Here is a 24,034-nt window from a genome sequence, read left to right on the forward strand (position 1 = left end):
TTGGTGGTGCCGTGTGACGTGTGCGGGGGGAGGTGGGGGTTCACGAGGCGGCGAGCGCGGCCGGGGCCTGGTCGGCCGACCTCCTGCGCGCCCTGGCCTGCGCGACCTGACGGCCGATCCTCGGGGCGAGGACGGAGATCACCAGGAGCACGCCGGTGACGACGATCTGGGACTGGGCCGAGACGTTGAGCAGGCTCATGACGTTCTGGCCCGCGCCCAGCAGGAACACCCCGGCGATCGCGCCGCCCAGGGTGCCCTTGCCGCCGTCGAAGTCGATGCCGCCGAGCAGCACGCCGGCGATGACGGACAGCTCCAGACCGGTGGCGTTGTCGTAGCGCGCGCTGGCGTAGTGCAGGGCCCAGAAGACTCCGGTGAGGGAGGAGACCAGGCCGGTCGTCACGAACATCGCCAGCTTCAGCCGCCGCACGCGCACACCCGCGAACCGGGCCGCCTCCTCCGAGGCGCCGACGGCGAACAGGGAACGCCCGACGGGGGTCGCGTGCAGCACGAGGACGGCGATCAGCAGCAGCACGGCGAAGGGGATCGCGGCGTACGGGATGAAGGTGCCGTCGATCCGGCCGGCGCCGAAGTCGAGGTACTGCTGCGGGAAGTCGGTGACGGAGTCGGCGCCGAGCACGATCTGCGCGATGCCGCGGTAGGCGGCCAGCGTGCCGATGGTGACGGCGAGCGAGGGCAGGCCGAGCCGGGTCACGAGCAGGCCGTTGACCAGGCCGCACAGGGCGCCGAGGAGCAGGCAGAGCGGGATGATCGTCTCGATCGCCATGCCGCCGTTCCACAGCGCGCCCATCACGGCCCCGGACAGGCCGGCGGTGGAGCCGACGGACAGGTCGATCTCACCGGAGACCACGAGCATGGTCATCGGCAGCGCGATGAGCGCGATCGGCAGGGTGTTGCCGATCAGGAAGGACACGTTCAGGGCGTTGCCGAAGTTGTCCACGAAGGAGAAGGAGCAGATCAGCAGGACGACGAGCAGCGCGCCGACCGCGGTGTCCCAGCGCACCGCGCCGCCGAGGCGGGCGAGCGGGGCGGGGGCCTTGGTGGTCTCAGGCATGGTGGGCACTCCTCATCTGTGCGGCCCGCTTGCGGAGGACGCCGGCCACCCGCAGCGCCACGATCCGGTCGACGGCGATGGCGAGCAGGAGCAGGACGCCGTCGATGGCCAGCACCCACACCGAGCTGACGCCGATGGAGGGCAGGACGCTGTTGATCGAGGTCAGCAGCAGGGCGCCGAGCGCGGCGCCGTACACGGTGCCGGAGCCGCCGGTGAAGGCGACGCCGCCGACCACCACGGCGCTGACGACGGTCAGTTCGTAGCCGTTGCCGGTGCCGGAGTCGACGTTGCCGAACCGGGCGAGGTAGAGCGCGCCGGCGAGTCCGGCGAGCGCCCCGCACACCACGTACGCGGTCAGGATCCGCTTGCGGACCGGCACGCCGGCCAGCCGGGCGGCCTCCGGGCTGGAGCCCAGCGCGTACAGGTCGCGGCCGCCGCGGTAGCTGCGCAGGTAGTACCCGGCCGCGACCAGCACCGCGAGCGTCAGGAGCGCGAGGTAGGGGATCACCGACAGGCCGTCGTGACCGAAGTCGACGAAGCTCGCCGGCAGGTCGCCCGCGGTGATCTGACGGGAGCCGACCCAGATGGAGTCGATGCCGCGGATGATGTAGAGCGTGCCCAGCGTCACCACGAGCGCGGGGACCTGACCCAGGCTCACCAGCAGGCCGTTGAGCAGGCCGAACAGCACGCCGAGCGCGACCGCGATGAGCACGGCGACCAGCGGGTTGCCGCCGCCGTGCAGGTAGGTGCCGGCTGCGAAGGCCGAGATGCCGAGCACCGAGCCGACCGACAGGTCGACGTTGCGGGTGATGACGACCATGGCCTGGCCGACGGCGACCAGCACCAGGATGGTGGCGTTCAGCAGGAGGTCCTTGACGCCCTGCTGGGACAGGAACTCGCTGTTGTAGATCTGGGTCGCGGCCAGCATGACCACGAGCACGGCGAGCACGGCGAGCGCCCGCAGTTTCAGCACCCGGTCCAGGAAGCGGCGGGACGCGGTCGGTTCGTCCGCGGCGATCTGCTGCGGGGTGTCGGCGGTCACGGTCACGCCGCCCTCCTCACGCGGCCGGTGGCCGCCGCCATCACGGATTCCTCGGTCGCCTCCGACCGGGGGATCTCGGCCGTCAGTCGTCCCTCGTGCATCACCAGGACGCGGTCCGCCATGCCGAGGATCTCCGGCAGGTCGGAGGAGATCATCAGTACGGCCACGCCCTCGGACGCGAGCCGCGACAGCAGCCGGTGCACCTCGGCCTTGGTGCCGACGTCGATGCCGCGCGTGGGCTCGTCGACGATCAGCACCCCGGGCGCGGTGGCGAGCCACTTGGCGAGGACGACCTTCTGCTGGTTGCCGCCCGAGAGGGTGCCGACGACGTCGCCCAGCCGGGCGTACTTGACTTGGAGCCGGACGGCCCAGTCCAGCGCTCGGCTGCGCTCGGCGCCACGGCTCATCAGACCGCCCTTGGTGGTGGCGGCGAAGCCGGTGAGGCCGATGTTGCGCTCGATGGACATGTCCATCACCAGGCCCTGGGCCCGGCGGTCCTCGGGGACCAGCGCGATCCCCGCGGCCATGGCCAGGCTCGGTGCGCCGCCGCGCAGCGGCTTGCCGTCGACGACGACCTCGCCGGCGTCCCTGCGGTCCACGCCGAAGATCGCCCGGGCGACCTCGCTGCGCCCGGCGCCGACGAGGCCCGCCAGGCCCACGATCTCGCCGCGGCGCACCTCGAAGGAGACGTCGGTGAAGACGCCTTCGCGGGTGAGCCGGCGCACGCTGAGGGCGACCTCGCCGATCTCGGCGTCCTGCTTGGGGTAGAGCTCGTCCAGGTCGCGGCCGACCATGCGGCGCACCAGGTCGTCCTCGGAGAGCCCGTCGAGGGGCTCGCTGGCGATCCACGCTCCGTCCCGCAGGGTGGTGACCCGCTGGCAGAGGGCGAAGATCTCCTCGAGGCGGTGGGAGATGAAGAGCACCGCGGCGCCCTGCTCGCGCAGGGACTTGACGACGCCGAAGAGGCGGGCGACCTCACTGCCGGTGAGCGCGGCGGTCGGCTCGTCCATGATCAGGACGCGGGCGTCGAAGGAGAGCGCCTTGGCGATCTCCACCAACTGCTGGTCGGCGATGGACAGTCCGCGCGCCGGCTGTTCCGGGTCGAGGTCCACGCCGAGGCGGCGGAAGAGATCGGCCGCGGCCTCGCGCACGGCCTTGTGGTCGACCCTGCCCAGCGAACGGCGGGGCTGGCGGCCGACGAAGATGTTCTCGGCCACCGACAGGTCGGGGAAGAGCGTCGGCTCCTGGTAGATGACGGCGACCCCCGCGTCACGGGCGTCCCCCGGGCCGTGGAACTCCACGGGCCGGCCGTCGAGCAGCACCGTGCCGGTGTCCGGGCGGTGCACACCCGCGAGGGTCTTGATCAGTGTCGACTTGCCGGCGCCGTTCTCGCCCGCCAGGGCATGGGCCTCGCCGGCGTGCAGCCGGAGCGATACACCGCGCAGAGCGCGAACGGCACCGAAGGACTTGCTCACCCCCTCGAGCGCGAGCACCGGAGTGGTCTCCGGTTCGGGGTGCGTCATTGCGCCCTCCTGCTATGAAATGTTTCAACGGAGTTGCCGGGAAGCTAGCCCCGCCCTGCGAAGGCGTCAAGAGCCGCCGCCTCCCGCTCCTGACCTGCACCCTCGCGAAACCCGCAGGTAACAGGCCTGACGATGCCGCACGAACAGCAACAACTCGCTTTTACGGCGGGGATGACACGATTCAATAACGGGGATCGAGGCCGGTAGACCTCTTGACGGCCACCGGTGGACGTGGATAGCTTCACAGGCGAATGAATCGATTCACTGAAGCCGGTTCACTGAGCCGATTCACCGAGCCATCCGAGGTGGACATGCCTGACATCGCAGCCGTCAAGGCCGCACTCACAGCCCAGCGGATCGAGACGCCGTCCTGGGGTTACGGCAATTCCGGCACCCGTTTCAAGGTCTTCGCCCAGGCCGGGGTGCCCCGTGACCCGTACGAGAAGCTCGACGACGCTGCGAAGGTGCACGAGTTCACCGGCGTCGCCCCCAAGGTGGCCCTGCACATCCCCTGGGACCGGGTGGACGACTACACCGCGCTCGGCGCCCACGCCAAGGAGCGCGGCCTGGAGTTGGGCGCGATCAACTCCAACGTCTTCCAGGACGACGACTACAAGCTCGGCAGCGTGTGCCACCCCGACCCCCGGGTCCGCCGCAAGGCCACGGACCACCTGCTGGAGTGCGTCGACATCATGGACGCCACCGGCTCCGCCGACCTCAAGCTCTGGTTCTCCGACGGCACCAACTACCCCGGCCAGGACGACATCGTGGGCCGCCAGGAGCGTCTCGCCGAGGCCCTCACCGAGGTCTACGAGCGGCTCGGCGACGACCAGCGGATGCTGCTGGAGTACAAGCTCTTCGAGCCGGCGTTCTACACCACCGACGTCCCGGACTGGGGCACCGCCTACGCGCACTGCCTCAAGCTCGGCCCCAAGGCGCAGGTCGTCGTCGACACCGGCCACCACGCGCCGGGCACCAACATCGAGTTCATCGTCGCCTTCCTGCTCAGCCAGGGGAAGCTCGGCGGATTCGACTTCAACTCCCGCTTCTACGCCGACGACGACCTGATGGTCGGCGCCGCCGACCCCTTCCAGCTCTTCCGGATCCTGCACGAGGTCGCCAAGAACGGCGGCTTCGACGCGGCGACCGGCGTGGCCTTCATGCTCGACCAGTGCCACAACATCGAGGCCAAGATCCCCGCGGTCATCCGCTCCGTGATGAACGTCCAGGAGGCCACCGCCAAGGCCCTCCTGGTGGACGTCGACGCCCTGGGCGAGGCACAGCGCTCCGGTGACGTCCTCGCCGCCAACGCCGTGCTCATGGACGCGTACAACACCGACGTGCGCCCGCTGCTGCGCGAGGTGCGCGAGGAGAGCGGCCTGGCCCCCGACCCCGTCGCCGCGTACCGCGCCTCCGGCTGGCAGGAGCACATCGTGGCCGACCGCGTCGGCGGCACCCAGGCCGGCTGGGGAGCGTAGGCCGTTCCGGCCCGACGCCCGTCCTCCGCGCCCCTCCTCGTTCCTCCCCTCCCGAAGGACACCCCATGGCACCCGCCACCCATCCGGAAGTCGCCGCGCTGCTGGAGCGCGCCCACCGCCTGGGCGCCGACCCGCGCAACACCAACTACGCCGGCGGCAACGCCTCCGCAAAGGCCACCGCCACCGACCCCGTCACCGGCGGAGCCGTGGACCTGATGTGGGTCAAGGGCTCGGGCGGCGACCTGGGCACGCTCACCGAGGCCGGCCTCGCCGTCCTGCGCCTGGACCGGCTGCGCGCCCTGACCGCCGTCTACCCCGGCCCCGAGCGCGAGGACGAGATGGTCGCGGCGTTCGACTACTGCCTGCACGGCAAGGGCGGCGCGGCTCCCTCCATCGACACGGCCATGCACGGCCTCGTCGACGCCGCCCACGTCGACCACCTGCACCCCGACTCGGGCATCGCGCTGGCCTGCGCCGCCGACGGCGAGAAGCTCACCCAGGAGTGCTTCGGCGACAAGGTCGCCTGGGTGCCGTGGCGCCGCCCCGGCTTCCAGCTCGGCCTGGACATCGCCGCCATCAAGGAGGCCAACCCGCAGGCCGTCGGCGTGATCCTCGGCGGTCACGGCATCACCGCCTGGGGCGAGACCTCCGAGGAGTGCGAGCGCAACGCCCTGTGGATCATCCGCACCGCCGAGGAGTTCCTGGAACGCCACGGCAAGCAGGACCCGTTCGGCGCCCCGCTGCCGGGCTGGGAGCCGCTGCCGGAGGCCGGGCGCCGGGCCCGGGCCGCCGCCCTCGCCCCGGTCCTGCGGGCGATCGCCTCCCAGGACCGCCCGCAGGTCGGCCACTTCACCGACTCCGCGCCCGTCCTGGACTTCCTCGCGCACGCGGAGCACCCCCGGCTGGCCGCGCTCGGCACCTCCTGCCCCGACCACTTCCTGCGCACCAAGGTCCGCCCGCTCGTCCTCGACCTGCCCCCCACCGTGCCGCTCGAGGACGCCGTGGCCCGCCTGGAGGAGTTGCACGCCGCCTACCGCGCCGACTACCAGGCGTACTACGACCGGCACGCCACCGAGGACTCCCCCGCCATCCGCGGCGCCGACCCGGCGATCGTCCTCGTCCCTGGCGTCGGCATGTTCAGCTACGGCAAGGACAAGCAGACCGCGCGCGTGGCGGGCGAGTTCTACGTCAACGCGATCAACGTGATGCGCGGCGCCGAGGCGGTCTCCGCGTACGCCCCCATCGACGAGGCGGAGAAGTTCCGCATCGAGTACTGGGCGCTGGAGGAGGCCAAGCTCCAGCGGATGCCGAAGCCCAAGCCGCTGGCCACCCGCATCGCCCTGGTCACCGGGGCCGGTTCGGGCATCGGCAGGGCCATCGCGCACCGCCTGGCGGCGGAGGGCGCCTGCGTGGTCGTCGCCGACGTCAACACCGAGGGCGCGCGGGCCGTCGCGGAGGAACTCGGCGGTCCCGACCGGGCGGTCGCGATCACCGTGGACGTGACCAGCGAGGAGGCCATCCGGGCCGGCTTCGACGAGGCCCTGCTGGCCTTCGGCGGGGTGGACCTGGTGGTCAACAACGCGGGCATCTCCGTCTCCAAGCCGCTGCTGGAGACCACCGCACGCGACTGGGACCTCCAGCACGACATCATGGCGCGCGGCTCCTTCCTCGTCTCCCGCGAGGCGGCCCGGGTGCTCATCGCGCAGAAGCTCGGCGGCGACATCGTCTACATCGCCTCCAAGAACGCGGTCTTCGCCGGGCCCAACAACATCGCCTACTCCGCCACCAAGGCGGACCAGGCGCACCAGGTCCGGTTGCTGGCGGCCGAGCTCGGCGAGCACGGCATCCGCGTCAACGGCGTCAACCCCGACGGGGTCGTCCGCGGCTCGGGCATCTTCTCCTCCGGCTGGGGCGCCCGGCGCGCCGCGACGTACGGGGTGCCGGAGGAGAAGCTGGGCGAGTTCTACGCCCAGCGCACCATCCTCAAGCGCGAGGTGCTCCCCGAGCACGTCGCGAACGCGGTCTTCGCCCTGACCGGCGGGGAACTGACGCACACCACGGGTCTGCACGTCCCGGTCGACGCCGGCGTGGCCGCGGCGTTCCTGCGCTGACGCCGACCGCACCGCGCGGGGGAGCCGGCCGGCCGGCTCCCCCGCACCCGTACGACCCACCGACCCCCGCGGCGCGCCGCGCCGCACCGACCGCACCCGTCGCTCCGACCCGAACGACCAGAACACGAGGGGCCCACGTGCCATTCGCCGCCATCGACCTCGGCGCCACCAGCGGCCGCGTCATCCTCGGCCGGGTGGGCCCGGACCACCTCGTCCTCGACGAGGTGCACCGCTTCGCCAACACCCCCGTACGGCTGCCCACCGGACTCCACTGGGACGTCCTCGCCCTGTTCCGGGAGAGCCTGGACGGTCTGCGCCTGGCGGCCCGGGCCGGGGACGGCGTCACGTCGGTCGGCATCGACAGCTGGGCGGTGGACTACGGACTGCTCGACGCGGACGGCGCCCTGCTGGGGATCCCCCACCACTACCGCGACAGCCGGACGGAGCACGTCGCCGACCGGGTCAGGGACGACATCGGCCCGCAGGAGCTGTACGCGGTGACCGGGCTGCAGCACCTGCCCTTCAACACGGTCTTCCAGCTGGCGGCGGCCCGTGACGGCGCGCAGTTCGCGGCCGCGAGGACGCTGCTGATGATCCCCGACCTGCTCACCCACTGGCTCACCGGCGGCATCGGCGCCGAGGAGACCAACGCCTCCACCACCGGCCTCTTCGACGCGCGCACCGCGGCCTGGGCGGAGGAACTCCCCGGCCGGCTCGGCATCGAGCCGCGCCTGCTGCCGCCGCTGCGCCGCCCGGGCACCCACGCCGGCACGCTCCTGCCCCACGTGGCCGCGTACACGGGGCTGCCGGCGGACACCGCCGTCGTCACCGTGGCCTCGCACGACACCGCCTCGGCGGTGGCCGCGGTCCCGGCCACCGGGCCGCACTTCGCGTACATCTCGTGCGGCACCTGGTCGCTGGCAGGCCTGGAGCTGGACGCCCCGGTGCTCACGGAGGCCTCGCGGCTCGCCAACTTCACCAATGAGCGCGGCGTCGACGGCACCATCCGCTACCTGCGCAACATCATGGGCATGTGGCCGCTGGAGGAGTGCCGCCGCACCTGGGAGCAGCGGCAGGAGGGCCTGCCCCTGCAGGAACTTCTCGCCGCGGCCGCCGCCGCGGAGCCCTTCGCCGCCCTCATCGACCCGGACGACCCGCTCTTCCTGGCGCCCGGTGACATGCCCGCCCGGATCCGCGCCTTCTGCGCCGGGACCGGCCAGAAGCCCCCGGCGTCGCACGGCGCGGTCGTCCGCTGCATCCTGGAGAGCCTCGCCCTCGCCCACCGCCGCACCCTCCGCGAGGCCGCCGAACTCGCCGGCCGCGAGATCCACCGCGTCCACCTGGTCGGCGGCGGCTCCCGCAACGAACTGCTGTGCCGGTTCACCGCCGACGCCACCGGGCTCCCGGTCGTCGCCGGTCCCACCGAGGCCACGGCCCTGGGCAACATCCTCGTCCAGGCCCGCGCCGCCGGCTCGTTCGGCGACGGTCCCGACGGCCTGGCGGCGATGCGGGCGCTGGTCGCGACCACCCAGCCGCTGCGGACGTACGAGCCGGCCGCCGACGGCCGGGCCTGGGACGCGGCGGCCGCCCGACTGGCCGGGCTCGCCGCGGCGCGGCGGCCCTGAGGCGCGCCGCGCCGCTCAGCCCGCCGAGCGGCTGACTGAGGCGCCCTGGCGCAGGGCACGCGGGATCTCGGCGACCTCGTCGACGGTCGCGATCAGTGCCGCGACCTGTTCCCGGGGCGCGTCGCTGTCGATCTCGACGGTGTAGGAGATGCCGGTCGAACGCCATCGGCCGGTGTCGAACCCGCCCTCCGCGCGCACCCGGACGCCCCGCAGTTCCAGCCCGCCGGCCGCGGCCTCGCGGTAGAGGTCGTTGAGCACGCAGGCCGCCACCGCGAGGTTCAGCACGTGGCCGCCGGTGAACGCCGACCGCACCCCGACGCCGCCGGGCGTCCAGCGGTGCGGGAGCCGGACGTCGTCGCCGTCCTCCTCCAAGAACGATCCCGCGCTCGCCAGCACCGCGAACCGCTCGTCCATGCCCTGCCTCCCGTCGCCGCCCGCGCGGCCGCAGCCCGCCCCGGATCCTCCTGCATGATGGCGCAACCCGGGCCGGTGGGCGGGGACTTCGGCGGTCGTCGGGTTCCTCAGCCCTGCTGCTGCGAGGGGAACTGCGAGCTGAAATCGGCCGTGTCGGCAGCCGGGGGCGCGGTGACGGCCTTGGTTCCGCCGAACTTGAGGAAGTCGATGGTCACCTTCGCCTTGCCCATGACCTGGACCATGCGGACCGGCAGGTCCTTGCCGTCCACCCAGACATCGATCGTGATCTCGTCCACCGGCCCGGTGGCGGAGTTGAAGATGCTCTTCTCCTCGGAGGGCGAGAGGGACTTCCCCAGGTTGCCCAGTCGGCTCTTGTCGAGGGTCGCCCGGTAGTGACGGGCCTCGTGGCCGCGGATCGTCTGCTCCCCGAGGTCCTCGACGTCCTCGGTCAGCTCGATGTAGCGCAGCCCCGCTGTCGGGTCCCCGCCCTTCGCGACCGCGGCCGCGCCCTCCTTGCCGAGGACCGCGGAGACGTCGACGCGCAGCCAGTGCTTGCCCTTCAGCAGGCCGGCGGGCTGCGGGTCGACGTTGTAGTAGTAGGCGCCGTCCACCATCAGCGCCCGCAGCTCCGGGTCGTCCTGCAGCGGCTGCATCTGCGCCGCCGAGGTGTCCATCATGACGTCGTACGCGACGCCCTTGCCCCAGGAGTAGGTCCCCTTCATGGTGATGGGGCTGCCCTGACCCAGGTCGGTCGACATGTCGACCTTGGCCGAACCGGTCTTCTCCGTGTGGCTGGTGACACGGGCGAGGATCTGGGCGATCGAGTCCGTCTTGCCCACCGCGTCCGCCGTGTCACGCGCGGCGCTGCAGCCCGCCGTCGCGGTCAGCGCGACGGCGGCGGCCCCCACCGTGGCGGCGACGCGTATCCGCCGCTTCTCCCTCGTGTCCTTGGTCTCGCTCATGCTGCCCACCCCTGGGTCGTTCGTGGTCGATCTTGTGTGTTCGCTGTGGACCGTATCGCGGAGGACTGACACCGCTACACGCCCGTGGTGCCGTCGACCAGTTCCCGCAGGAGGTCGAGGTGGCCGTTGTGGCGGGAGGTCTCCTCGACGAGGTGCAGCAGGATCCAGCGCAGGTTGGGGTGGCGGCCGTCGCGGATGGGGCGCTTGGCGACGGCGTCCAGGTCGAGCCCGGCGACGAGCTCGCGGTAGCGGGCGGTGTGCGCCTCGTAGTCCGCCAGCAGGTCGGCGAGGGGGAGGTCCACGGCGATCCGCATCTCGCGGTCGGGGTCGTCCTCCGTCCACGGGCCCTCGTCCTCGCCGCCGAGGAACACCACCTCGAACCAGTAGTACTCGACCCAGCGGAGGTGGTTGATCAGTCCGCTGAGCGTCATCAGCGGCGAACCCGGGAGCGGGGCGCTGCGGGCGTGCTCGGGCGTGACGCCCTCGCACTTGGCGCGGGCGGTGTCGCGGGCGTAGTCGAGGAGGGTCGTCAGCGCGGAGCGCTCGTCCCATGCGGTGGGCGTGTCTGTTCGTGTCATCGGCGGAATGCTGTCGGGAACGACGGCGACCCGTCCACCGATTAACCGGGGCCGCCCCGTCGCACCCCCTGACAGCAGACGTCAGCGGAGAGCCGGACCATCGTTCCCCGTGACCACCACCGAACGAACGCAACGTCTCCTGCTGCCCGCCGTGTTCATCACCTCCCTGGGCAACAACATCCAGCTCATCGCCGCGGCCCTGCTGATGGTGCGCGCCCAGGGCTCGCTCCTCGACGTGGGCTGGCTCTTCATCGCCGTCGCCGTCCCCCAGGCCGTGCTGTCCCCGTTGTTCGGCCGGGTCGCCGACCGCTTCGACCGGCGGGCGCTGTGGGCGGGCTGCGACCTGCTCGGCGCCGCCGTGGCCCTGGTGCCCGCGCTGGGTACGGTCCTGGGCTGGCCGCGGGGGGCGGTCGTCTACGGCAGCAACTTCGCGCTGGCCGTGACGGCCGCGCTCTTCGTGCCGGTGAGCGCGGCGTTGATCAAGGAGCGGGTGCCCGCGGGGCGGCTGCGGCGGTTCAACGCCCACTACGAGATGGCGTTGCAGAGCGGGATGCTGCTGTCGGCGGCGGTGGGCGGTCTCGCGCTGCAGTTCGCCGGCCCCGCCCCGCTGTTCGTGTTCAACGCGGCGACCTTCGTGGCCTCCGCGGTCCTCGTCCTGGCGACCGGCCGCGGGGCGGGCAGGCCCGTCACTTCGGGCACCGCCGCCTCGGCCACGGTACGGCCGGTCACCTCGCGGGCGCCGCTCGGCCCGCTGGTCCTGCTGTACGCCCAGGGCAGCGTGGTGGTGACCGTCTTCAACGCCCTGATGCCGGTGCTGGTCATCGCGGAGCTGCACCGGGGCGCCGCCGTCGTCGGTGCGGTGGACGCGCTCGGCGGTGCGGGCTTCCTGCTCGCGGCGGCCGCGTACCGGCGCACGGGTGCCCGGCTGGGGGACCTGCGGCTCGCGCTCACCGGCTTCGCGCTCTGCGCCGTGCTGTTCGTGCTGCAGCCCCGGTTCGGGGTGACGGGGCTGCTGCTGCTCGTGCCAGCCGGGGCCTTCGTCTTCGGGCAGGCGCGCATCGCCTCGCGGACGCTGTTGATGGCCGCGGTCGACGAGGGCCGCGTGGGGCGGGCCTTCGGGGCGGCGAACGCGTACGGGCTCGCCGCGACCGTGGCCGTGATGCTCGGGACCTCGGCGGTCACCGCCCGCGCCGGGCTCCTGAACGGCTTCGCGGCGGTCGCCGGTCTCAGCGCGCTGGCGGCCGCGGGGGCGGCGGTGTGGATCGCGGCGGCCCGTAGAGGGCGGCCAGCGCCCGCGCCGACTCCGCCAGCATCTCCCGCAGCGGAGCCGGCGCAAGGACTTCGAGGTCCGCGCCGAGCCTGAGGAACTCGCCGTGCGCGTGCGGGACCGACTCGATGGGCACGCGGGCGCGGACCCAGCCGTCCGGCTCCCGCTCGCCGTCCTCGGCCACCGCCCGGGCCACGGGGCGCGGCAGCAGCGCGGGCAGCCGCTCGGCGCCGCGCGGTGACACCCGGATCAGGGCCTCGTCCCGGTGGAGCCGCGCGTGGAACCCGGCGAGGTACTCCCGCCAGTACGCGGCGAGGTCGAAGCCGGGCGGGGTCGCGAACGTCTCGTCGAGGGCGCGCACCTCGAGGATCTGGTCGACCCGGTAGGTGCGCGGGTCGCTCCCGTCGTGGGCGACCACGTACCAGCGGCCCGCCTTGAGCACCAGACCGTACGGTTCGAGCCTGCGGTCGGTCTCGGCGGGCTCGCGCCAGCGGCGGTACCGCACCCGTACGACCTGCCGGTTCCACACGGCGTCGGCCACCACGGGCAGGTGCGGCACCTGCTCCTCGGAGCTGTACCAGCCGGGCGCGTCCAGCAGGAACCGCCCCCGCACACGCTCCGCCCGCTCCCGCAGCGCCGGCGGCAGCGCGGCGCTGAACTTCAGCCGGGCCGCCGCCGCGGCCTCCCCGAGCCCCAGCTGGGCGGCCGGATCGGGCAGGGCGGCCAGGAACCACGCCTGCGTCTCGTCGGCGGTCAGGCCCGTCAGCCGGGTGCGGTAGCCGTCGAGCAGCCGGTAGCCGCCCTCGTGCCCGGCGTCGCCGTACAGCGGGATGCCCGCCTCGTGCAGCGACTGCACGTCGCGGTAGATCGTCCGTACGGACACCTCCAGCTCCTCCGCCAGCTCCGCGGCGGTCATCCGCCCCCGCGACTGGAGGAGCAGGAGGAGGGAGACCAGCCGGCTCGCGCGCATGGCGGCAGTATCGCCGCCGCCACCGACAGTGGCCGCAGGACACCTTCACATGGGCCGCGTGCACGGCCCCGGCCGATTTGATGGTGTCCTGCGGAGCGCGCACCCTGGGGAGGTAGGGACTGCGACGGGTGTGTGATCGCCGACGATGAACACGAGTGACCCCGGGGACCCGGCCGCCACGGCCGTGGTCACCGTCAGCGCGCGGGGGGTGGTCACGGGATGGAGCGCGGGGGCACGACGGCTGCTCGGACACGCGGCGGCGGAAGCGGTGGGACGGCCCGTCGCCGAGGTGTTCGGTGCGCAGGCGCAGGCGATCGCGCTCGACCGGGAGTGGCGCGGCCGGGTGCGGGCGCACCGGCGGGACGGGCGGGAACTCGACCTCGACGTACGGGTCTCCCCCGCGCTGGACGCCGACGACCGGCCCGGCGGCTGTGTCGTGACCGCCTCCTGCACCGACCCGGACACCGCGCTCCTGCTGTGGGCCTTCCAGCAGTCGTCCGTCGCCATGGCCACGTACGACACCGGGCTGCGCTACCACCGGGTCAACGACACCGCGGCGGACATGAACGGCGTCCCGGCGGCCGAGCTGCGCGGCCGGCCCTTCTCCGGACCGCTCCTGGACGACGAGGGGCGCCGCGGGTTCAACGACCACCTGCGCCAGGTCGCGGAGACCGGCCGGCCGGCGCACTACGAGAGCCCGGCCGCCGCCGCGGCCGCGGTCGGCGAGCGGGCGTGGAGCACGGAGATGTGGCCGGTGCGGGACCCGCAGGGCCGGATCCGGGGCGTGGCGAGCGCGTCGTTCGACAGTACCGAGCAGTTCCGGGGGCGCCGGCGGCTGGCCCTGCTGAACGAGGCCGGCGCGCGGCTCGGCACCACCCTGGACGTGGTGCACACCGCCGACGAGCTGGCGGAGCTGGCCGTGCCGCGCTTCGCCGACTTCGCCAGCGTGGACCTGCTGGACTCGGTGCTGCACGGCGAGGAGCCCCCGCCGGGACCGCCCGGCCTCGGCGTGGAGCTGCGCCGGGTCGCCCACCGCACCGCGTCGGGCCGCGCCCCGGACGCGGCCGTCGACCTCGGCGAGCTCGACGTCTACCCGGAGTTCTCCCCGCCGTCCCGGGCCCTGGCGACCGGCCGGCCCGTGCTCAGCCGGCTGGGGCACCCGGACTTCACGCTGTGGCTGGCGCAGAACAGCCTGCGGGACGCCAAGGTCCAGGAGTACGGCATCCATTCGGTGCTGGCGGTGCCGTTGCGGGCGCGCGGCATCACCCTCGGGGTGGCGGTCTTCATCCGCTGGGCGCGTCCGGAGTTGTTCACCGAGGACGACCTGACGCTGACCGAGGAGCTCGCGGGGCGGGCCGCGGTGTGCGTCGACAACGCCCGCCGCTTCACGCGGGAGCACGCCACGGCACTGACCCTCCAGCGCAGTCTGCTGCCGCTGCGGCTGCGCGAGCAGGCCGCGGTGGAGGTCGCCTCGCGCTACCTGCCGGCCGGGGCCCGGGCGGGGGTCGGCGGCGACTGGTTCGACGTCATCCCGCTGTCCGGCACGCGGGTGGGCCTGGTCGTCGGCGACGTCGTGGGCCACGGCATCCACGCCTCGGCGACGATGGGCCGGCTGCGGACGGCGGTGCGCACCCTCGCGGACGTGGACCTGGCGCCGGACGAGCTGCTGACCCACCTCGACGACCTCGTCTCGCACCTGGATCCCGAGGACGGCCACGGCCGGGAGGTGTCGCCCGCCGAGACCAGCGGCGAGCTGGGCGCGACCTGCCTGGTCGCCGTGTACGACCCGATCGCGCGCCGCTGCTCCCTCGCCAGCGCCGGGCACCCGCCGCCCGCCGTGCGCTTCCCCGACGGCGGGGTCGAGATGGTCCCGATGTCCGCGGGCCCGCCGCTGGGCGTCGGGGGGCTGCCGTTCGAGGCGGTCGAGCTGGAGCTGCCGGCGGGCAGCATGCTCGCGCTCTACACCGACGGCCTGGTCAAGAGCCGGGACTTCGACCTGGACGCCGGCCTGGCACGGCTGCGCGCCGCGCTGGCCGCCCCGGCCCCGACGATGGAGGCGGCCTGCGACACCGTCCTGAAGACCCTCCCGTCGGACCGTCCGGTCGACGACGTCGCGCTGCTGCTCGTCCGTACCCGGGCGCTCGACGACGGCCAGGTCGCGGTGTGGGACCTGCCCGGCGACCCCGCGCACGTCGCGGACGCCCGGCAGGCGGTGGCGGAGCGGCTGGTCGCCTGGGGCCTGGAGGACGCGGTGTTCGTCACCGAACTGGTGGTGAGCGAGCTGGTCACCAACGCCATCCGGTACGGCGCGCCGCCGATCCAGTTGCGGCTCATCCGCGACCGGACGCTGATCTGCGAGGTGTCCGACGGCAGCAGCACCGCCCCGCATCTGCGGCGTGCCCTGTCCGACGACGAGGGCGGCCGCGGCCTGCTGCTGGTGGCGCAGTTGAGCCAGGCCTGGGGTACCCGGCAGACCTCCGCCGGCAAGACCATCTGGGCCGAACAGGCGTTTCCCCCGGCCGGGCGATGAGCGGCGGCACGTCCGGGTTCCCCGCGTCGCGCCGACCCTGACGAGCTGTCAGTCTCGGAGGCATGACCGCTCGCTTCCCCGTGTCCGCCCTGCACTGGACGGTCCTCGTCCCGGTGCTCTCGGTGGTCCTGCTGGCCCTGACGTGGGGACGGGCGCTGCCGGTGGCCGCGGTCGTGGTCGTCGCGGTCTTCCTGGCCGTCGCGGTGCTCGCCGCCGTCCACCACGCGGAGGTGGTGGCGCACCGGGTGGGCGAACCCTACGGCGCGCTCGTGCTGGCGGTGGCGGTGACCGTCATCGAGGTGGCCCTGATCCTCACCCTGACGGCCGACGGCGGCCCGAAGAGCGCGGGTCTGGCCCGCGACACCGTCTTCGCCGCGGTCATGATCACGTGCAACGGCATCATGGGGCTCTGCCTGCTGGTGGGGGCGCTGCGCCGGCGGGTGGCGGTCTTCAATCCGGAGGGCACGGGCGCCTCCCTGGCGACGGTGGCGACGCTCGCCACCCTCAGCCTCGTGCTGCCGACGTTCACCACCAGCACCCCGGGCCCGCGCTTCTCCACCGCCCAGCTCACCTTCGCCGCGATGGCGTCGCTGGTGCTGTACGGCCTGTTCGTCGCGACGCAGACGGTGCGGCACCGCGCGTACTTCCTGCCGGTGAAGCCGGGCGGCGAGGTGATCGACGTCTCGGAGGACGACTCCGTCCCGCCCACCGTCCGCGCCGCGATGTTCAGCCTGGCGCTGCTGGTGGTGGCGCTGGTCGCGGTCGTGGGGCTGGCCAAGGTGGAGTCGCCGACGATCGAGCAGGGCGTGCAGTACGCCGGCCTGCCGTCCTCCTTCGTCGGCGTCGTCATCGCCCTGCTGGTGCTGCTGCCCGAGACCATCGCCGCGGTGCGCGCGGCCGCCCGCGACCGTGTGCAGACCAGCCTCAACCTGGCGCTCGGCTCGGCGATGGCGAGCATCGGGCTGACCATCCCGGCGGTCGCGGTGGCCTCGGTGTGGATGTCCGGCCCGCTGCTGCTGGGGCTGGGCGCCACGCACATGGTGCTGCTGGCGATCACCGTCGCCGTGGGCACCCTCACGGTGATACCGGGACGCGCCACGCCGCTGCAGGGCGCGGTGCACCTGGCCCTGCTGGCGGCGTACGTGGTCCTCGCGATCAGCCCGTGAACGGGCGGGGCCTACCGGCAGCCGGCGACGACGCGGCCGGCCAGCACGGCCTCGACGAAGGGCCCGGGCGGGGCGTAGCGGTGGGCCAGGACGTAGTGGACGACCAGGTCGGGCGCGATCAGCCAGGTGCCGGCGCCGCCCTCCACCCGTACCTCGCCGTGCCCCACGAGGATCCGCTCGCCGCCGCGGGACACGCTCACCGGGTTGAAGCGACCGCCCCCGATCAGCCTGCGGCGGCACAGGGTGCAGCCGTACCAGCCGTGGGTGATGGCGCACAGGTGGTCGCGGCACAGGTCGAAGAGGCGGTCGGCGAACTCCTCGGAGGGCTCCGCCTGCGGGTAGGGGCGGGCGGGGTCCAGCCAGCCGACGGCGCGGGCTGAAACGTCCGGCGGAATCGTTTCTGTGAAGTAGGCGTACGGGCTCAGGTCCTCGTAGTACGGCATCGCAGCCTCTCCCACCCGCGGGCCCCCGCCCGCGCGCACCGTCCGATCGATCGCGGGCAAGCGTCCAGCAGCGGCGCCCGTAGGTCAATCACCCGTACGTGGCGGGCCTCCGCCGGCGCGCCCCCGGCGGCCGTGTGCTCCACCCGAAGGAGACCCGCGCCGGACACCAGTCCCGTGCGCGGCGCGTCAGCCGACGACCGGTTGCTCGTCCTTGCCGTCCTCGACCGGGGGCGCCTGCGCCAGGGGCTTGCGGCCGAGCCAGCCGCCCAGCAGCTCGTGCACGGCCCCGGCGCCCACCAGGCGTTCCAGCGGATCGGGACCGTCCAGGTCGAACGGGTGCAGCAGGAAAGCGCGGCTCTGGTCGCCGCCCAGGCCGCCGTGCGAGCCCACCTGCTCCTCGAAGGCGTGCACGGTCCGGGTGACCGGGTCGTACGCCGAGTTGACCATGAGGTCGGCGGCGTGCGGGAAGCGGGCGGTGCGCAGCACCGCGGCCGCCGCGCCCGGCCCGAACGGCGCCAGCGGATCGCGGCCGGTGACCCGGCCCGTCTCCAGCTCGTGCTCGCCGCCGTCCCCGCCCAGCACCAGTGGCCCGCGCTCCCGGTCAAGGACCAGCACGAAGCCGACCCCCGGGTGCTCGGCCAGCGTCGGCAGCAGGGCCGGGTGGCGGGCCTCGACGCCCTGCCGGTCCACCCGCCCCGGGAGGTCGGGGAAGGAGATCAGCGCCAGGTTCCCCGAGGCCAGCACCACCGGGTCCGAGGACGGCCCGGCCGTCTCCTGCTCCTCGCCCGCGCGGCCCCCGTGCTCCGGGCGGTGCAGCGCCGCACGGGCCGCCGCGCGCGCCTCGGCGCCGCTGGCCGTGCCCCGCACGCGGCGGCGCACCGGCAGCCCGCACCCCGCCCGGACCAGGTCCCTCAGGGTCAGCCCGTACGCGGACTCGAAGGTCTCGCCCTCGCTCTGGCCGTGGTCGGACAGCAGCACGATCCGGTAGGGGCGCGGCGCGTACCGGGAAGCGTCGGCGATCAGGCGGATGGCGCGGTCCAGACGCCGCAGCACCCGCATCGCGTCCCGGCTGCGCGGCCCCGAGTGGTGCGCGACCTCGTCGTACGCGACGAGGTCGGCGTAGACGGCACCGCGCCCGGCGAGCATGTCGCCGACGACGGCCGCCACCGCCACGTCGCGCTCGACGACGGTGGCGAAGGCCCGCAGGAAGGGGTAGAGGCCGCCGCGCCGCACCCGGGGACGCTCGTGACGCAGCCGCGCCGAGGTGGACTCGGTGATCTCGCGGACGACCTCCGCGAAGAAGGACGCGGCGGTGCGCACGGCGTTGGCCGGGTCGGAGAAGTACGCGAAGTAGCCGGTCCGGGAACGGGTGGCGCCGACCCGGGCGAGGACGGCCGCGGGATCGCCGCCCTCCGGGGCGCCGACCGCCCGGGACCGCAGCCGTGCCATCGCGAGCCGGTCGGCGGAGAAGCGCCGGCGGCGGGTCGACACCGACATCACCAGCGCCAGCTGCTCGGCGCCGCCGCTGAACAGGTTGCCCCGGCTGGCGCCGTCGGGCGCCAGCAGGCCCGGCCGCCCGGTGCGGGCGACCGCGCGGCGCTCCAGCTCGGCCGCGCAGGAGGGCCGGTTGCAGACCATGACCTGCCCGGTCTCCTTCTCGTACCAGCGGAAGGCCGGCACGTCCTCGTTGCTGCCGTGCAGGATGGCCAGCTGGCTGGCGCCGGTCTGGCTGCTCCAGTCGGTGGTCCACGGCACCAGGCGGTGGCTGCCGTCGAGCCAGTCGGCGACGGTCTCCATCGCCGGGGGGCGCAGCCGCCCCTTGCGCGTCACCGGGCGCACGGCCTCGCGCAGCACGTCGTGTCCGACGCCGTCCAGCTGGACGAAGACGAAGCCCGGCTCCCGCGTGCCGTCCGCGCCGGCGGTGTCGTGGCCCGCGCCCCCGCGACGCCGGCCGGCCAGGCGCGCCAGGCGCCGGCCGTACGCCGCGTCGTCGCGCATGGCGAGCGTCGTGCTCGTCGCGGACGACGCCGCCGACATCACGGCGGCGATCACCACGGCCGTGACCGGCGCGATGTCGCCCTGCCAGTCGGGGGTGAAGCGGAACGCGAGCAGCAGCAGCGAGCCGTTGAGGAAGAACACCAGCAGGCCCAGCACCAGCGCGGGCACCAGCAGCACGGCCCGGACCAGCACCGGCCAGACCAGCGCGCTCAGCAGACCGAAGGCACCGGCGGCCGCGGCCGCCGTCACCGCGATGCGGGTGGGGCTGTCGCCGCCGGGCGACTGGATGCGGAAGTCGGGCAGGATCCCGGCGAGCACGGCCATCGTCGCCGTCACCACCGCCCACACGACCAGCACGCGGACGATCGCGCCCCCGGCGGCCCGCCACCGACGCAGCACGCCCACCCTCTCCTCGTCCCCTCACGTCTGCGCACGTCCCCGCGCGTCCCCGAACACGAATACCCCCAGACTGTCACAGTCCCCCCTGGGCCCCGCGGCGCACCGGGGGCACACGGCGGGCGCGCCGGAGCATAGGCTCGGAGCGAGACGAGGAGGCGCGAGTGGCGGTCGAGATCACCTGGTGGGGACACGCGACGGTGACCGTGCGGGACTCGGGGGTGCGCGTGCTCACCGATCCGCTGTTCGCCCCGCGCCTGGCCCACCTGCGCAGGCGGCGCGGCGCGGTCCCGCCGCCGGGCGCGGCCCTGGCGGACGTCGCCGTCATCTCCCACCTGCACGCCGACCACCTGCACACCGGCTCACTGGCCCGGCTCTCCCGGGGTACCCGGGTACTGGTGCCGCGCGGGGCCCCCGCCGCGGTGCCCCGGCTGCGACGGCTCGCCGCGGACCGGCGACTGGAGCTGACCGAGGTGGCCCCCGGTGACGAGGTGAAGGTGGACGCGCTGACGGTACGCGTGGTGAGCGCCGCGCACGACGGACGGCGCCTGCCGTACGGGCCGCGCCGCTCCCCCGCGCTGGGCTACGTGCTGGTGGGCGAGGAACGGACCTACTTCGCCGGGGACACCGGGCTGTTCGACGGGATGGCGGACGAGGTCGGCCCCTGCGACGCCGCCCTGCTGCCCGTCGGCGGCTGGGGACCTTTCCTCGGCACCGGCCACCTCGACGCGGGGCGCGCCGCCCGGGCCCTGGCGCGGCTCGCCCCGCGCGCCGCCGTCCCCATCCACTACGGGACGTACTGGCCGATCGGCATGGACGCCGTCCGCCCGCACGAATTCCACTCCCCCGGCGAGGAGTTCGTCCGGCTCGCCGGGCAGCTGGCACCGGCGGTGGCGGTGCACCGCCTGGAGCACGGCGAGAGCATGCTGCTGGAGGCCGCCAGGTGAGCGGACTCACCTTGCTCGCGGAGCAGACCTCCTCCCAGTCCACCGGCCAGGTGGTCGGCTACCCCTCGCTCTTCCTGCTGGTCGTGCTCGGCTCGCTCGTGCCGGTCGTGCCCACCGGCGCGCTCGTCAGCAGCGCCGCCGTCGTCGCCTTCCACCAGACCGCCCCCTTCTCCCTCGCGCTGGTCTTCGTCGTCGCCGCGGGCGCCGCCTTCCTCGGCGACATGGGCCTCTACCTGCTCGGCCACCGCGGCGTACGCTCCCGCAACGGCTCGCGCTGGCTGCGGCAGCTCCAGCGACGCGCCGACCCCGCACACCTCGCCGACGCGCAACGCCGGCTCGACGACCACGGCGTCGCCGTCCTCGTCCTGTCCCGCCTGATACCCGCCGGACGCATCCCGGTGATGGTCGCCTGCCTGCTCGCCGAGATGCCCGTCCGCCGCTTCGCCCGCGGAGACGTCCCCGCCTGCCTGGCCTGGGCGGCGGCCTACCAGCTCATCGGCATCCTCGGCGGCACCCTCTTCCCCGAGCCGTGGCAGGGCGTCCTGCTCGCCGTCGCGCTCACCCTCCTCATCGCCACGGCCCCCCAGCTCTGGCGCCGCCTGCGCGGCCTCACGACCACCCCCGCCGCCCCCGACGACACCCCGGCCGAACACCCCGGCCACTGACCGCCTCCCGGCGGAGGTCGCGCCCCGGGCCGGCGGCCGCCCGGGGGCCGGCACCGGGCGCCCGCGCCGGCTCCGCCCCGCGAAGCGCCCACGGGCCGCACCAGCCCCTCATCGGCCTCACCCCAATAGGGCGATGAGCGCCAGCCGGGTCAGACGTGGCCCTCGGTAGGGCCAAGGAGCGACTCGCAAGCTATGACCTCCAGCCACAACTGGGCGGCCTCGCGGATGTAGCGCAAGTAGCGCCGACGGCAGTACGGTCAGGGTCCTCGCTCGCCCCTCGGGGCATCACTTGGGACGGCTCCAACGCAGGGCGCCGTCGACGTCGCGGCGAAGCACGACGTGTCCATCGTCGGTGACAGTCAAGGTGCAGTCCGTGTCGCCGGCAGTTGCCGAATCCCAGACAGGGTCGCCGGCGCTGTTTTTCAGGACGAGGTTGCCGTCATTCTGATTCCAAAGCACGGCCGCGTGCTGGGGGCCGGATTCCCAGACGGCGTCCCCGTCCGCCAACAGCATGAGATTGCCGTCACTTATACGGAGCAGCAATCTGTATCGGCCGTTGTTCGAGGAGATATCGTCTCCGGCGTAGAGTATTTCGCCCGCGAGTAGTTGGTTGGTCGGCCGAGAAGACGGCGCGTAAGTGGAAGGGCCGGACGAAAGGGATGGGGTTGTTCTGGTGGGATTACTCGGGCTGTTGCCTGCGGCCCACCACGGATAAAATGAGGCGAGCACGCCGATGGCGGTGATCGCTACAGCGGCGGACGCGACGAGCGGCCATGTCGTGGGTTTCCTGGAGCGTTTCCGTTTTTTAGGATCGGGGGACGGCCCGGGCGTGACGGTGCCGGGATCCACCGCGTCGTTTCCGGGTGGCCGGGGCTCATCCGGAGTCGATATCGGTGATCCCTGAGACGGCGAGCCATCAGCCTCCGCAACGGCTGTCATGTCGTTGGCGGACGACGCGGTGGGACCGTTCGGCCGAATGCTTGCAGCAGCGTTGCGGGTGAAGACGAACCGGTCGGCGGTGTCCGTGCCGCGCTGGTTGGGGGCAGGCAGCCCGACCGATCTGAGGTTCTGCCGCAGGTGGAGATAGATCTCCGCGAGCGTCAGCCTGGGGGAGCCGCCGGCGATTCCCCGTCGTATCAGCTGGAGGAACTCGGCGGTGAAGGAGGTGTAGGTGTTCTTCTGCTCGGCGAGGGGAACGACGTGCGCGGGGCCGTCGCTGGCCGTCATGATGTAGGCGCCGCGAATGTCCGTGGCGTCGGCGACCGGCGCCGCGGCAAGTGCTTCGATGACTCGACCGGAGTAGCAGCAGTCCAGGATTGCAATCTTTGTGCTGGCGCCGCTATTGCGGAAGATCTCTCGAATCCAATTGAAATCCAGGCCGGTGATGTCCTCGTGCTCTGCTCGGGTGTCGGTCAGGATCAGGCAGAGGTCGCCTCTTGTCGATATCGTCCCATGTCCGGCGAAATAGAACAGGAGAGTGTCCTCGGTCTCCATCGCGAGGCGGCGCAGGTCTGGCAGAATAAGCCGGACGTCGACGGGGTCAAGTAGTACGGTGAGTCGGTCGCGGGGCCAGCCGCACAATTGGGGGTCTGTCAGAACCTCTTGGAAACCAGCAAGGTTGTTGGTCACGGCCGGTAGCGGCGGGAACCATGGGTCCGAGTACACCGAGACACCGACGAGCACAGCCCGCGACCGTGAATAGTCAGGTACTTCAACGCTCATCATGGTCCTGTAGAGCGCGTTCCAGCAGTTCCACGACGGCGGAATCCTTGATCCGCTGTGCATCGACCTTCACGGTGCCCGACGGCGACGTGACTGTGATGGTCACGTCTGTACGGCGGGTTTGGAGCCATACGGTCAGGGATCGGGCCAGTGAGACTCCGACCCCACCCGATCCGAGGGTCACTGCCAAAAGGTCGAACGCCCCGCCCAGCTCGCCGTCGCCAGGAGGTCGCACTACCACGCGGACTGCACCGGTCAGCGTCCGCTCCCCGCTCAGCCAGTTCCGAAGCCTGATGAATTCGCCGACTTCGTCGCTGCCCGACACGCTAATCCGTGCTTCCAACAGGCACCCCTCTGCCCATGGTGTCCCAGCCGGACCTGGTAGTTCCCACACCACCTGTCCCGGCCCGCATCGTTTCAGGAAACAGACCTTCCGTGAAGTATTGTGACGAAACGATCTAGTTTCGTAAAAGATCGTCGGGACACAGGCCCCGCCTAGAGGTCCCTAACAAAGGCGTTCGACGTGTCGGTGGGTGATCAGGCAGGTGGCGAGGCCGAGGAAGGCCTCGTGGACGTCGTCGCGCCGTTCTTATCGGATGCGCAGGCGGCGAAAGCCGTGGAGCCAGGCGATGGTGCGTTCGACGACCCAGCGGTGGATGCCGAGGCCGGACCAGCGCGGGACGCCGCGGCGAGCAATGACCGGTTTGATACCGCGTTCCCAGAGCAGGCGCCGGTACTTGTCGTGGTCGTAGCTGCGGTCGGCGTAGAGGATGTCGGGCCGTCTTCGTGGCCTGCCGACCAGGCTGGCCAGCGCGGGGACCTTCTCCAGCAGCGGGATCAACTGGGTGATGTCGTTGCCGGAAACCGCATCCGAGACAACGTCCGCGAAGTCGTCCGCGGCCTGGCACGCACAGGCAGGATCTCCGTCCGGGCCGGCATCCTGAACCTCACAGGCCGCGAGCACCTCCAAGCCCGCTACCCCGACCCCGAGCAAGCGCCGCGCAAGGCCGTGCACATCGGCTGGCGGCGGGCAGGGCGGGACATCCGCACCAGCCTAGAGGGCGACATCGCAGACCTATTCGGCCAGGGAAAGTTGGTGGGCTCAGAGGGGCGGATCACCGCGGT

At 72.9% G+C, this 24,034-nt stretch carries 18 protein-coding genes and 2 pseudogenes; 8 read left to right on the forward strand and 12 right to left on the reverse strand.

Annotated elements, in window-relative coordinates:
• Positions 1-40: 40 nt before the first annotated feature.
• The 3 genes from ACFV3E_RS14775 to ACFV3E_RS14785 are packed head-to-tail and all read right to left on the reverse strand — an operon-like array spanning position 41 to position 3,637.
• Entirely contained in the window at positions 41-1,072 is a 1,032-nt protein-coding gene (locus ACFV3E_RS14775; protein ID WP_500365019.1) for an ABC transporter permease, read from the reverse strand.
• A complete protein-coding gene (locus ACFV3E_RS14780) occupies positions 1,065-2,120 on the reverse strand; it encodes an ABC transporter permease (RefSeq protein WP_500365021.1) in 1,056 nt (351 codons plus the stop codon). The genes ACFV3E_RS14775 and ACFV3E_RS14780 overlap by 8 nt, the downstream gene beginning before the upstream one ends.
• Complete coding sequence (locus ACFV3E_RS14785; protein ID WP_500365023.1) at positions 2,117-3,637, reverse strand: sugar ABC transporter ATP-binding protein; 1,521 nt, start codon at positions 3,635-3,637, stop codon at positions 2,117-2,119. Before ACFV3E_RS14785 ends, ACFV3E_RS14780 begins: the two co-directional genes overlap by 4 nt.
• A gap of 311 nt (positions 3,638-3,948) precedes the next feature.
• Here ACFV3E_RS14785 and rhaI point away from each other — a divergent pair, with 311 nt between their 5' ends.
• From rhaI to ACFV3E_RS14800, 3 genes are all read left to right on the forward strand, one after another.
• Positions 3,949-5,115 carry an L-rhamnose isomerase gene (gene rhaI, locus ACFV3E_RS14790; protein WP_500535046.1) on the forward strand — a complete coding sequence of 389 codons (1,167 nt, stop codon included), beginning with the start codon at positions 3,949-3,951 and terminating at the stop codon, positions 5,113-5,115.
• Positions 5,116-5,180: 65 nt separating this feature from the next.
• Entirely contained in the window at positions 5,181-7,226 is a 2,046-nt protein-coding gene (locus ACFV3E_RS14795) for a bifunctional aldolase/short-chain dehydrogenase (RefSeq protein ID WP_500535047.1), read from the forward strand.
• 137 nt (positions 7,227-7,363) lie between these two features.
• A complete protein-coding gene (locus tag ACFV3E_RS14800) occupies positions 7,364-8,851 on the forward strand; it encodes a rhamnulokinase (protein ID WP_500535048.1) in 1,488 nt (495 codons plus the stop codon).
• Positions 8,852-8,866: 15 nt separating this feature from the next.
• On the opposite strand, the gene ACFV3E_RS14805 is transcribed toward ACFV3E_RS14800, so the two are convergent.
• The 3 genes from ACFV3E_RS14805 to ACFV3E_RS14815 form a co-directional block, all read right to left on the reverse strand.
• Entirely contained in the window at positions 8,867-9,265 is a 399-nt protein-coding gene (locus ACFV3E_RS14805) for an OsmC family protein (protein ID WP_500365028.1), read from the reverse strand.
• Between the two features lie 107 nt (positions 9,266-9,372).
• On the reverse strand, positions 9,373-10,227 hold the full coding sequence (locus ACFV3E_RS14810; RefSeq protein WP_500535049.1) for an SCO4651 family lipoprotein: 855 nt from the start codon (positions 10,225-10,227) through the stop codon (positions 9,373-9,375).
• A gap of 74 nt (positions 10,228-10,301) precedes the next feature.
• Complete coding sequence (locus tag ACFV3E_RS14815; RefSeq protein ID WP_500535050.1) at positions 10,302-10,805, reverse strand: DinB family protein; 504 nt, start codon at positions 10,803-10,805, stop codon at positions 10,302-10,304.
• A gap of 7 nt (positions 10,806-10,812) precedes the next feature.
• On the opposite strand from ACFV3E_RS14815, the pseudogene ACFV3E_RS14820 reads away from it, so the two are divergent.
• Positions 10,813-11,859: pseudogene (locus ACFV3E_RS14820) on the forward strand (MFS transporter); the annotation flags it as partial.
• Positions 11,860-12,031: 172 nt separating this feature from the next.
• Here ACFV3E_RS14820 and ACFV3E_RS14825 read toward each other — a convergent pair.
• Complete coding sequence (locus ACFV3E_RS14825; RefSeq protein WP_500535051.1) at positions 12,032-13,042, reverse strand: helix-turn-helix transcriptional regulator; 1,011 nt, start codon at positions 13,040-13,042, stop codon at positions 12,032-12,034.
• A 145-nt stretch (positions 13,043-13,187) separates the two neighbouring features.
• Between ACFV3E_RS14825 and ACFV3E_RS14830 the strand changes: the two genes are divergently transcribed.
• Together ACFV3E_RS14830 and ACFV3E_RS14835 are read left to right on the forward strand one after the other, a co-directional pair.
• The gene (locus tag ACFV3E_RS14830; RefSeq protein ID WP_500535052.1) at positions 13,188-15,572 is read left to right on the forward strand and encodes a SpoIIE family protein phosphatase; all 2,385 of its coding nucleotides are present in this window, start codon (positions 13,188-13,190) and stop codon (positions 15,570-15,572) included.
• Between the two features lie 62 nt (positions 15,573-15,634).
• Positions 15,635-16,738 (forward strand): calcium:cation antiporter, encoded by a 1,104-nt coding sequence (locus tag ACFV3E_RS14835; RefSeq protein WP_500535053.1) that lies wholly within the window; start codon positions 15,635-15,637, stop codon positions 16,736-16,738.
• Positions 16,739-16,749: 11 nt separating this feature from the next.
• Here ACFV3E_RS14835 and ACFV3E_RS14840 read toward each other — a convergent pair whose 3' ends face one another.
• Positions 16,750-17,181, reverse strand: coding sequence for a DUF7919 family protein (locus tag ACFV3E_RS14840; protein WP_500535054.1), 432 nt, complete (start codon positions 17,179-17,181; stop codon positions 16,750-16,752).
• Positions 17,182-17,367: 186 nt separating this feature from the next.
• Entirely contained in the window at positions 17,368-19,584 is a 2,217-nt protein-coding gene (locus ACFV3E_RS14845) for a phage holin family protein (protein WP_500535055.1), read from the reverse strand.
• A gap of 155 nt (positions 19,585-19,739) precedes the next feature.
• On the opposite strand from ACFV3E_RS14845, the gene ACFV3E_RS14850 reads away from it, so the two are divergent.
• Together ACFV3E_RS14850 and ACFV3E_RS14855 are read left to right on the forward strand one after the other, a co-directional pair.
• Positions 19,740-20,522, forward strand: a complete 783-nt coding sequence (locus ACFV3E_RS14850) for an MBL fold metallo-hydrolase (RefSeq protein WP_499514849.1) — start codon at positions 19,740-19,742, stop codon at positions 20,520-20,522.
• On the forward strand, positions 20,519-21,187 hold the full coding sequence (locus ACFV3E_RS14855) for a DedA family protein (RefSeq protein WP_500535056.1): 669 nt from the start codon (positions 20,519-20,521) through the stop codon (positions 21,185-21,187). Before ACFV3E_RS14850 ends, ACFV3E_RS14855 begins: the two co-directional genes overlap by 4 nt.
• 285 nt (positions 21,188-21,472) lie before the next feature.
• On the opposite strand, the gene ACFV3E_RS14860 is transcribed toward ACFV3E_RS14855, so the two are convergent.
• The 3 genes and pseudogenes from ACFV3E_RS14860 to ACFV3E_RS14870 all read right to left on the reverse strand — a co-directional run.
• Positions 21,473-22,972 carry a caspase, EACC1-associated type gene (locus ACFV3E_RS14860; RefSeq protein WP_500535057.1) on the reverse strand — a complete coding sequence of 500 codons (1,500 nt, stop codon included), beginning with the start codon at positions 22,970-22,972 and terminating at the stop codon, positions 21,473-21,475.
• Entirely contained in the window at positions 22,899-23,234 is a 336-nt protein-coding gene (locus ACFV3E_RS14865; protein WP_500535058.1) for an effector-associated constant component EACC1, read from the reverse strand. The genes ACFV3E_RS14860 and ACFV3E_RS14865 overlap by 74 nt, the downstream gene beginning before the upstream one ends.
• A 180-nt stretch (positions 23,235-23,414) precedes the next feature.
• Positions 23,415-23,765 (reverse strand): annotated as a pseudogene (locus ACFV3E_RS14870) (transposase); the annotation flags it as partial.
• Positions 23,766-24,034: the final 269 nt, after the last annotated feature.

It is taken from the genome of Streptomyces sp. NPDC059718, from assembly GCF_042733315.1.
Classification (GTDB): Bacteria; Actinomycetota; Actinomycetes; order Streptomycetales; family Streptomycetaceae; genus Actinacidiphila.

Excerpts from the sequence above, each read along its gene's own strand:
- ACFV3E_RS14860 (WP_500535057.1), bottom strand. The coding sequence starts at position 22,972 with ATGCACAGCGGATCAAGGATTCCGCCGTCGTGGAACTGCTGGAACGCG.
- ACFV3E_RS14775 (WP_500365019.1), bottom strand. The coding sequence starts at position 1,072 with ATGCCTGAGACCACCAAGGCCCCCGCCCCGCTCGCCCGCCTCGGCGGC.
- ACFV3E_RS14810 (WP_500535049.1), bottom strand. The coding sequence starts at position 10,227 with ATGAGCGAGACCAAGGACACGAGGGAGAAGCGGCGGATACGCGTCGCC.
- rhaI (WP_500535046.1), top strand. The coding sequence starts at position 3,949 with ATGCCTGACATCGCAGCCGTCAAGGCCGCACTCACAGCCCAGCGGATC.
- ACFV3E_RS14840 (WP_500535054.1), bottom strand. The coding sequence starts at position 17,181 with ATGCCGTACTACGAGGACCTGAGCCCGTACGCCTACTTCACAGAAACG.
- ACFV3E_RS14835 (WP_500535053.1), top strand. The coding sequence starts at position 15,635 with ATGACCGCTCGCTTCCCCGTGTCCGCCCTGCACTGGACGGTCCTCGTC.
- ACFV3E_RS14825 (WP_500535051.1), bottom strand. The coding sequence starts at position 13,042 with ATGCGCGCGAGCCGGCTGGTCTCCCTCCTCCTGCTCCTCCAGTCGCGG.
- ACFV3E_RS14830 (WP_500535052.1), top strand. The coding sequence starts at position 13,188 with ATGAACACGAGTGACCCCGGGGACCCGGCCGCCACGGCCGTGGTCACC.
- ACFV3E_RS14795 (WP_500535047.1), top strand. The coding sequence starts at position 5,181 with ATGGCACCCGCCACCCATCCGGAAGTCGCCGCGCTGCTGGAGCGCGCC.
- ACFV3E_RS14815 (WP_500535050.1), bottom strand. The coding sequence starts at position 10,805 with ATGACACGAACAGACACGCCCACCGCATGGGACGAGCGCTCCGCGCTG.
- ACFV3E_RS14785 (WP_500365023.1), bottom strand. The coding sequence starts at position 3,637 with ATGACGCACCCCGAACCGGAGACCACTCCGGTGCTCGCGCTCGAGGGG.
- ACFV3E_RS14805 (WP_500365028.1), bottom strand. The coding sequence starts at position 9,265 with ATGGACGAGCGGTTCGCGGTGCTGGCGAGCGCGGGATCGTTCTTGGAG.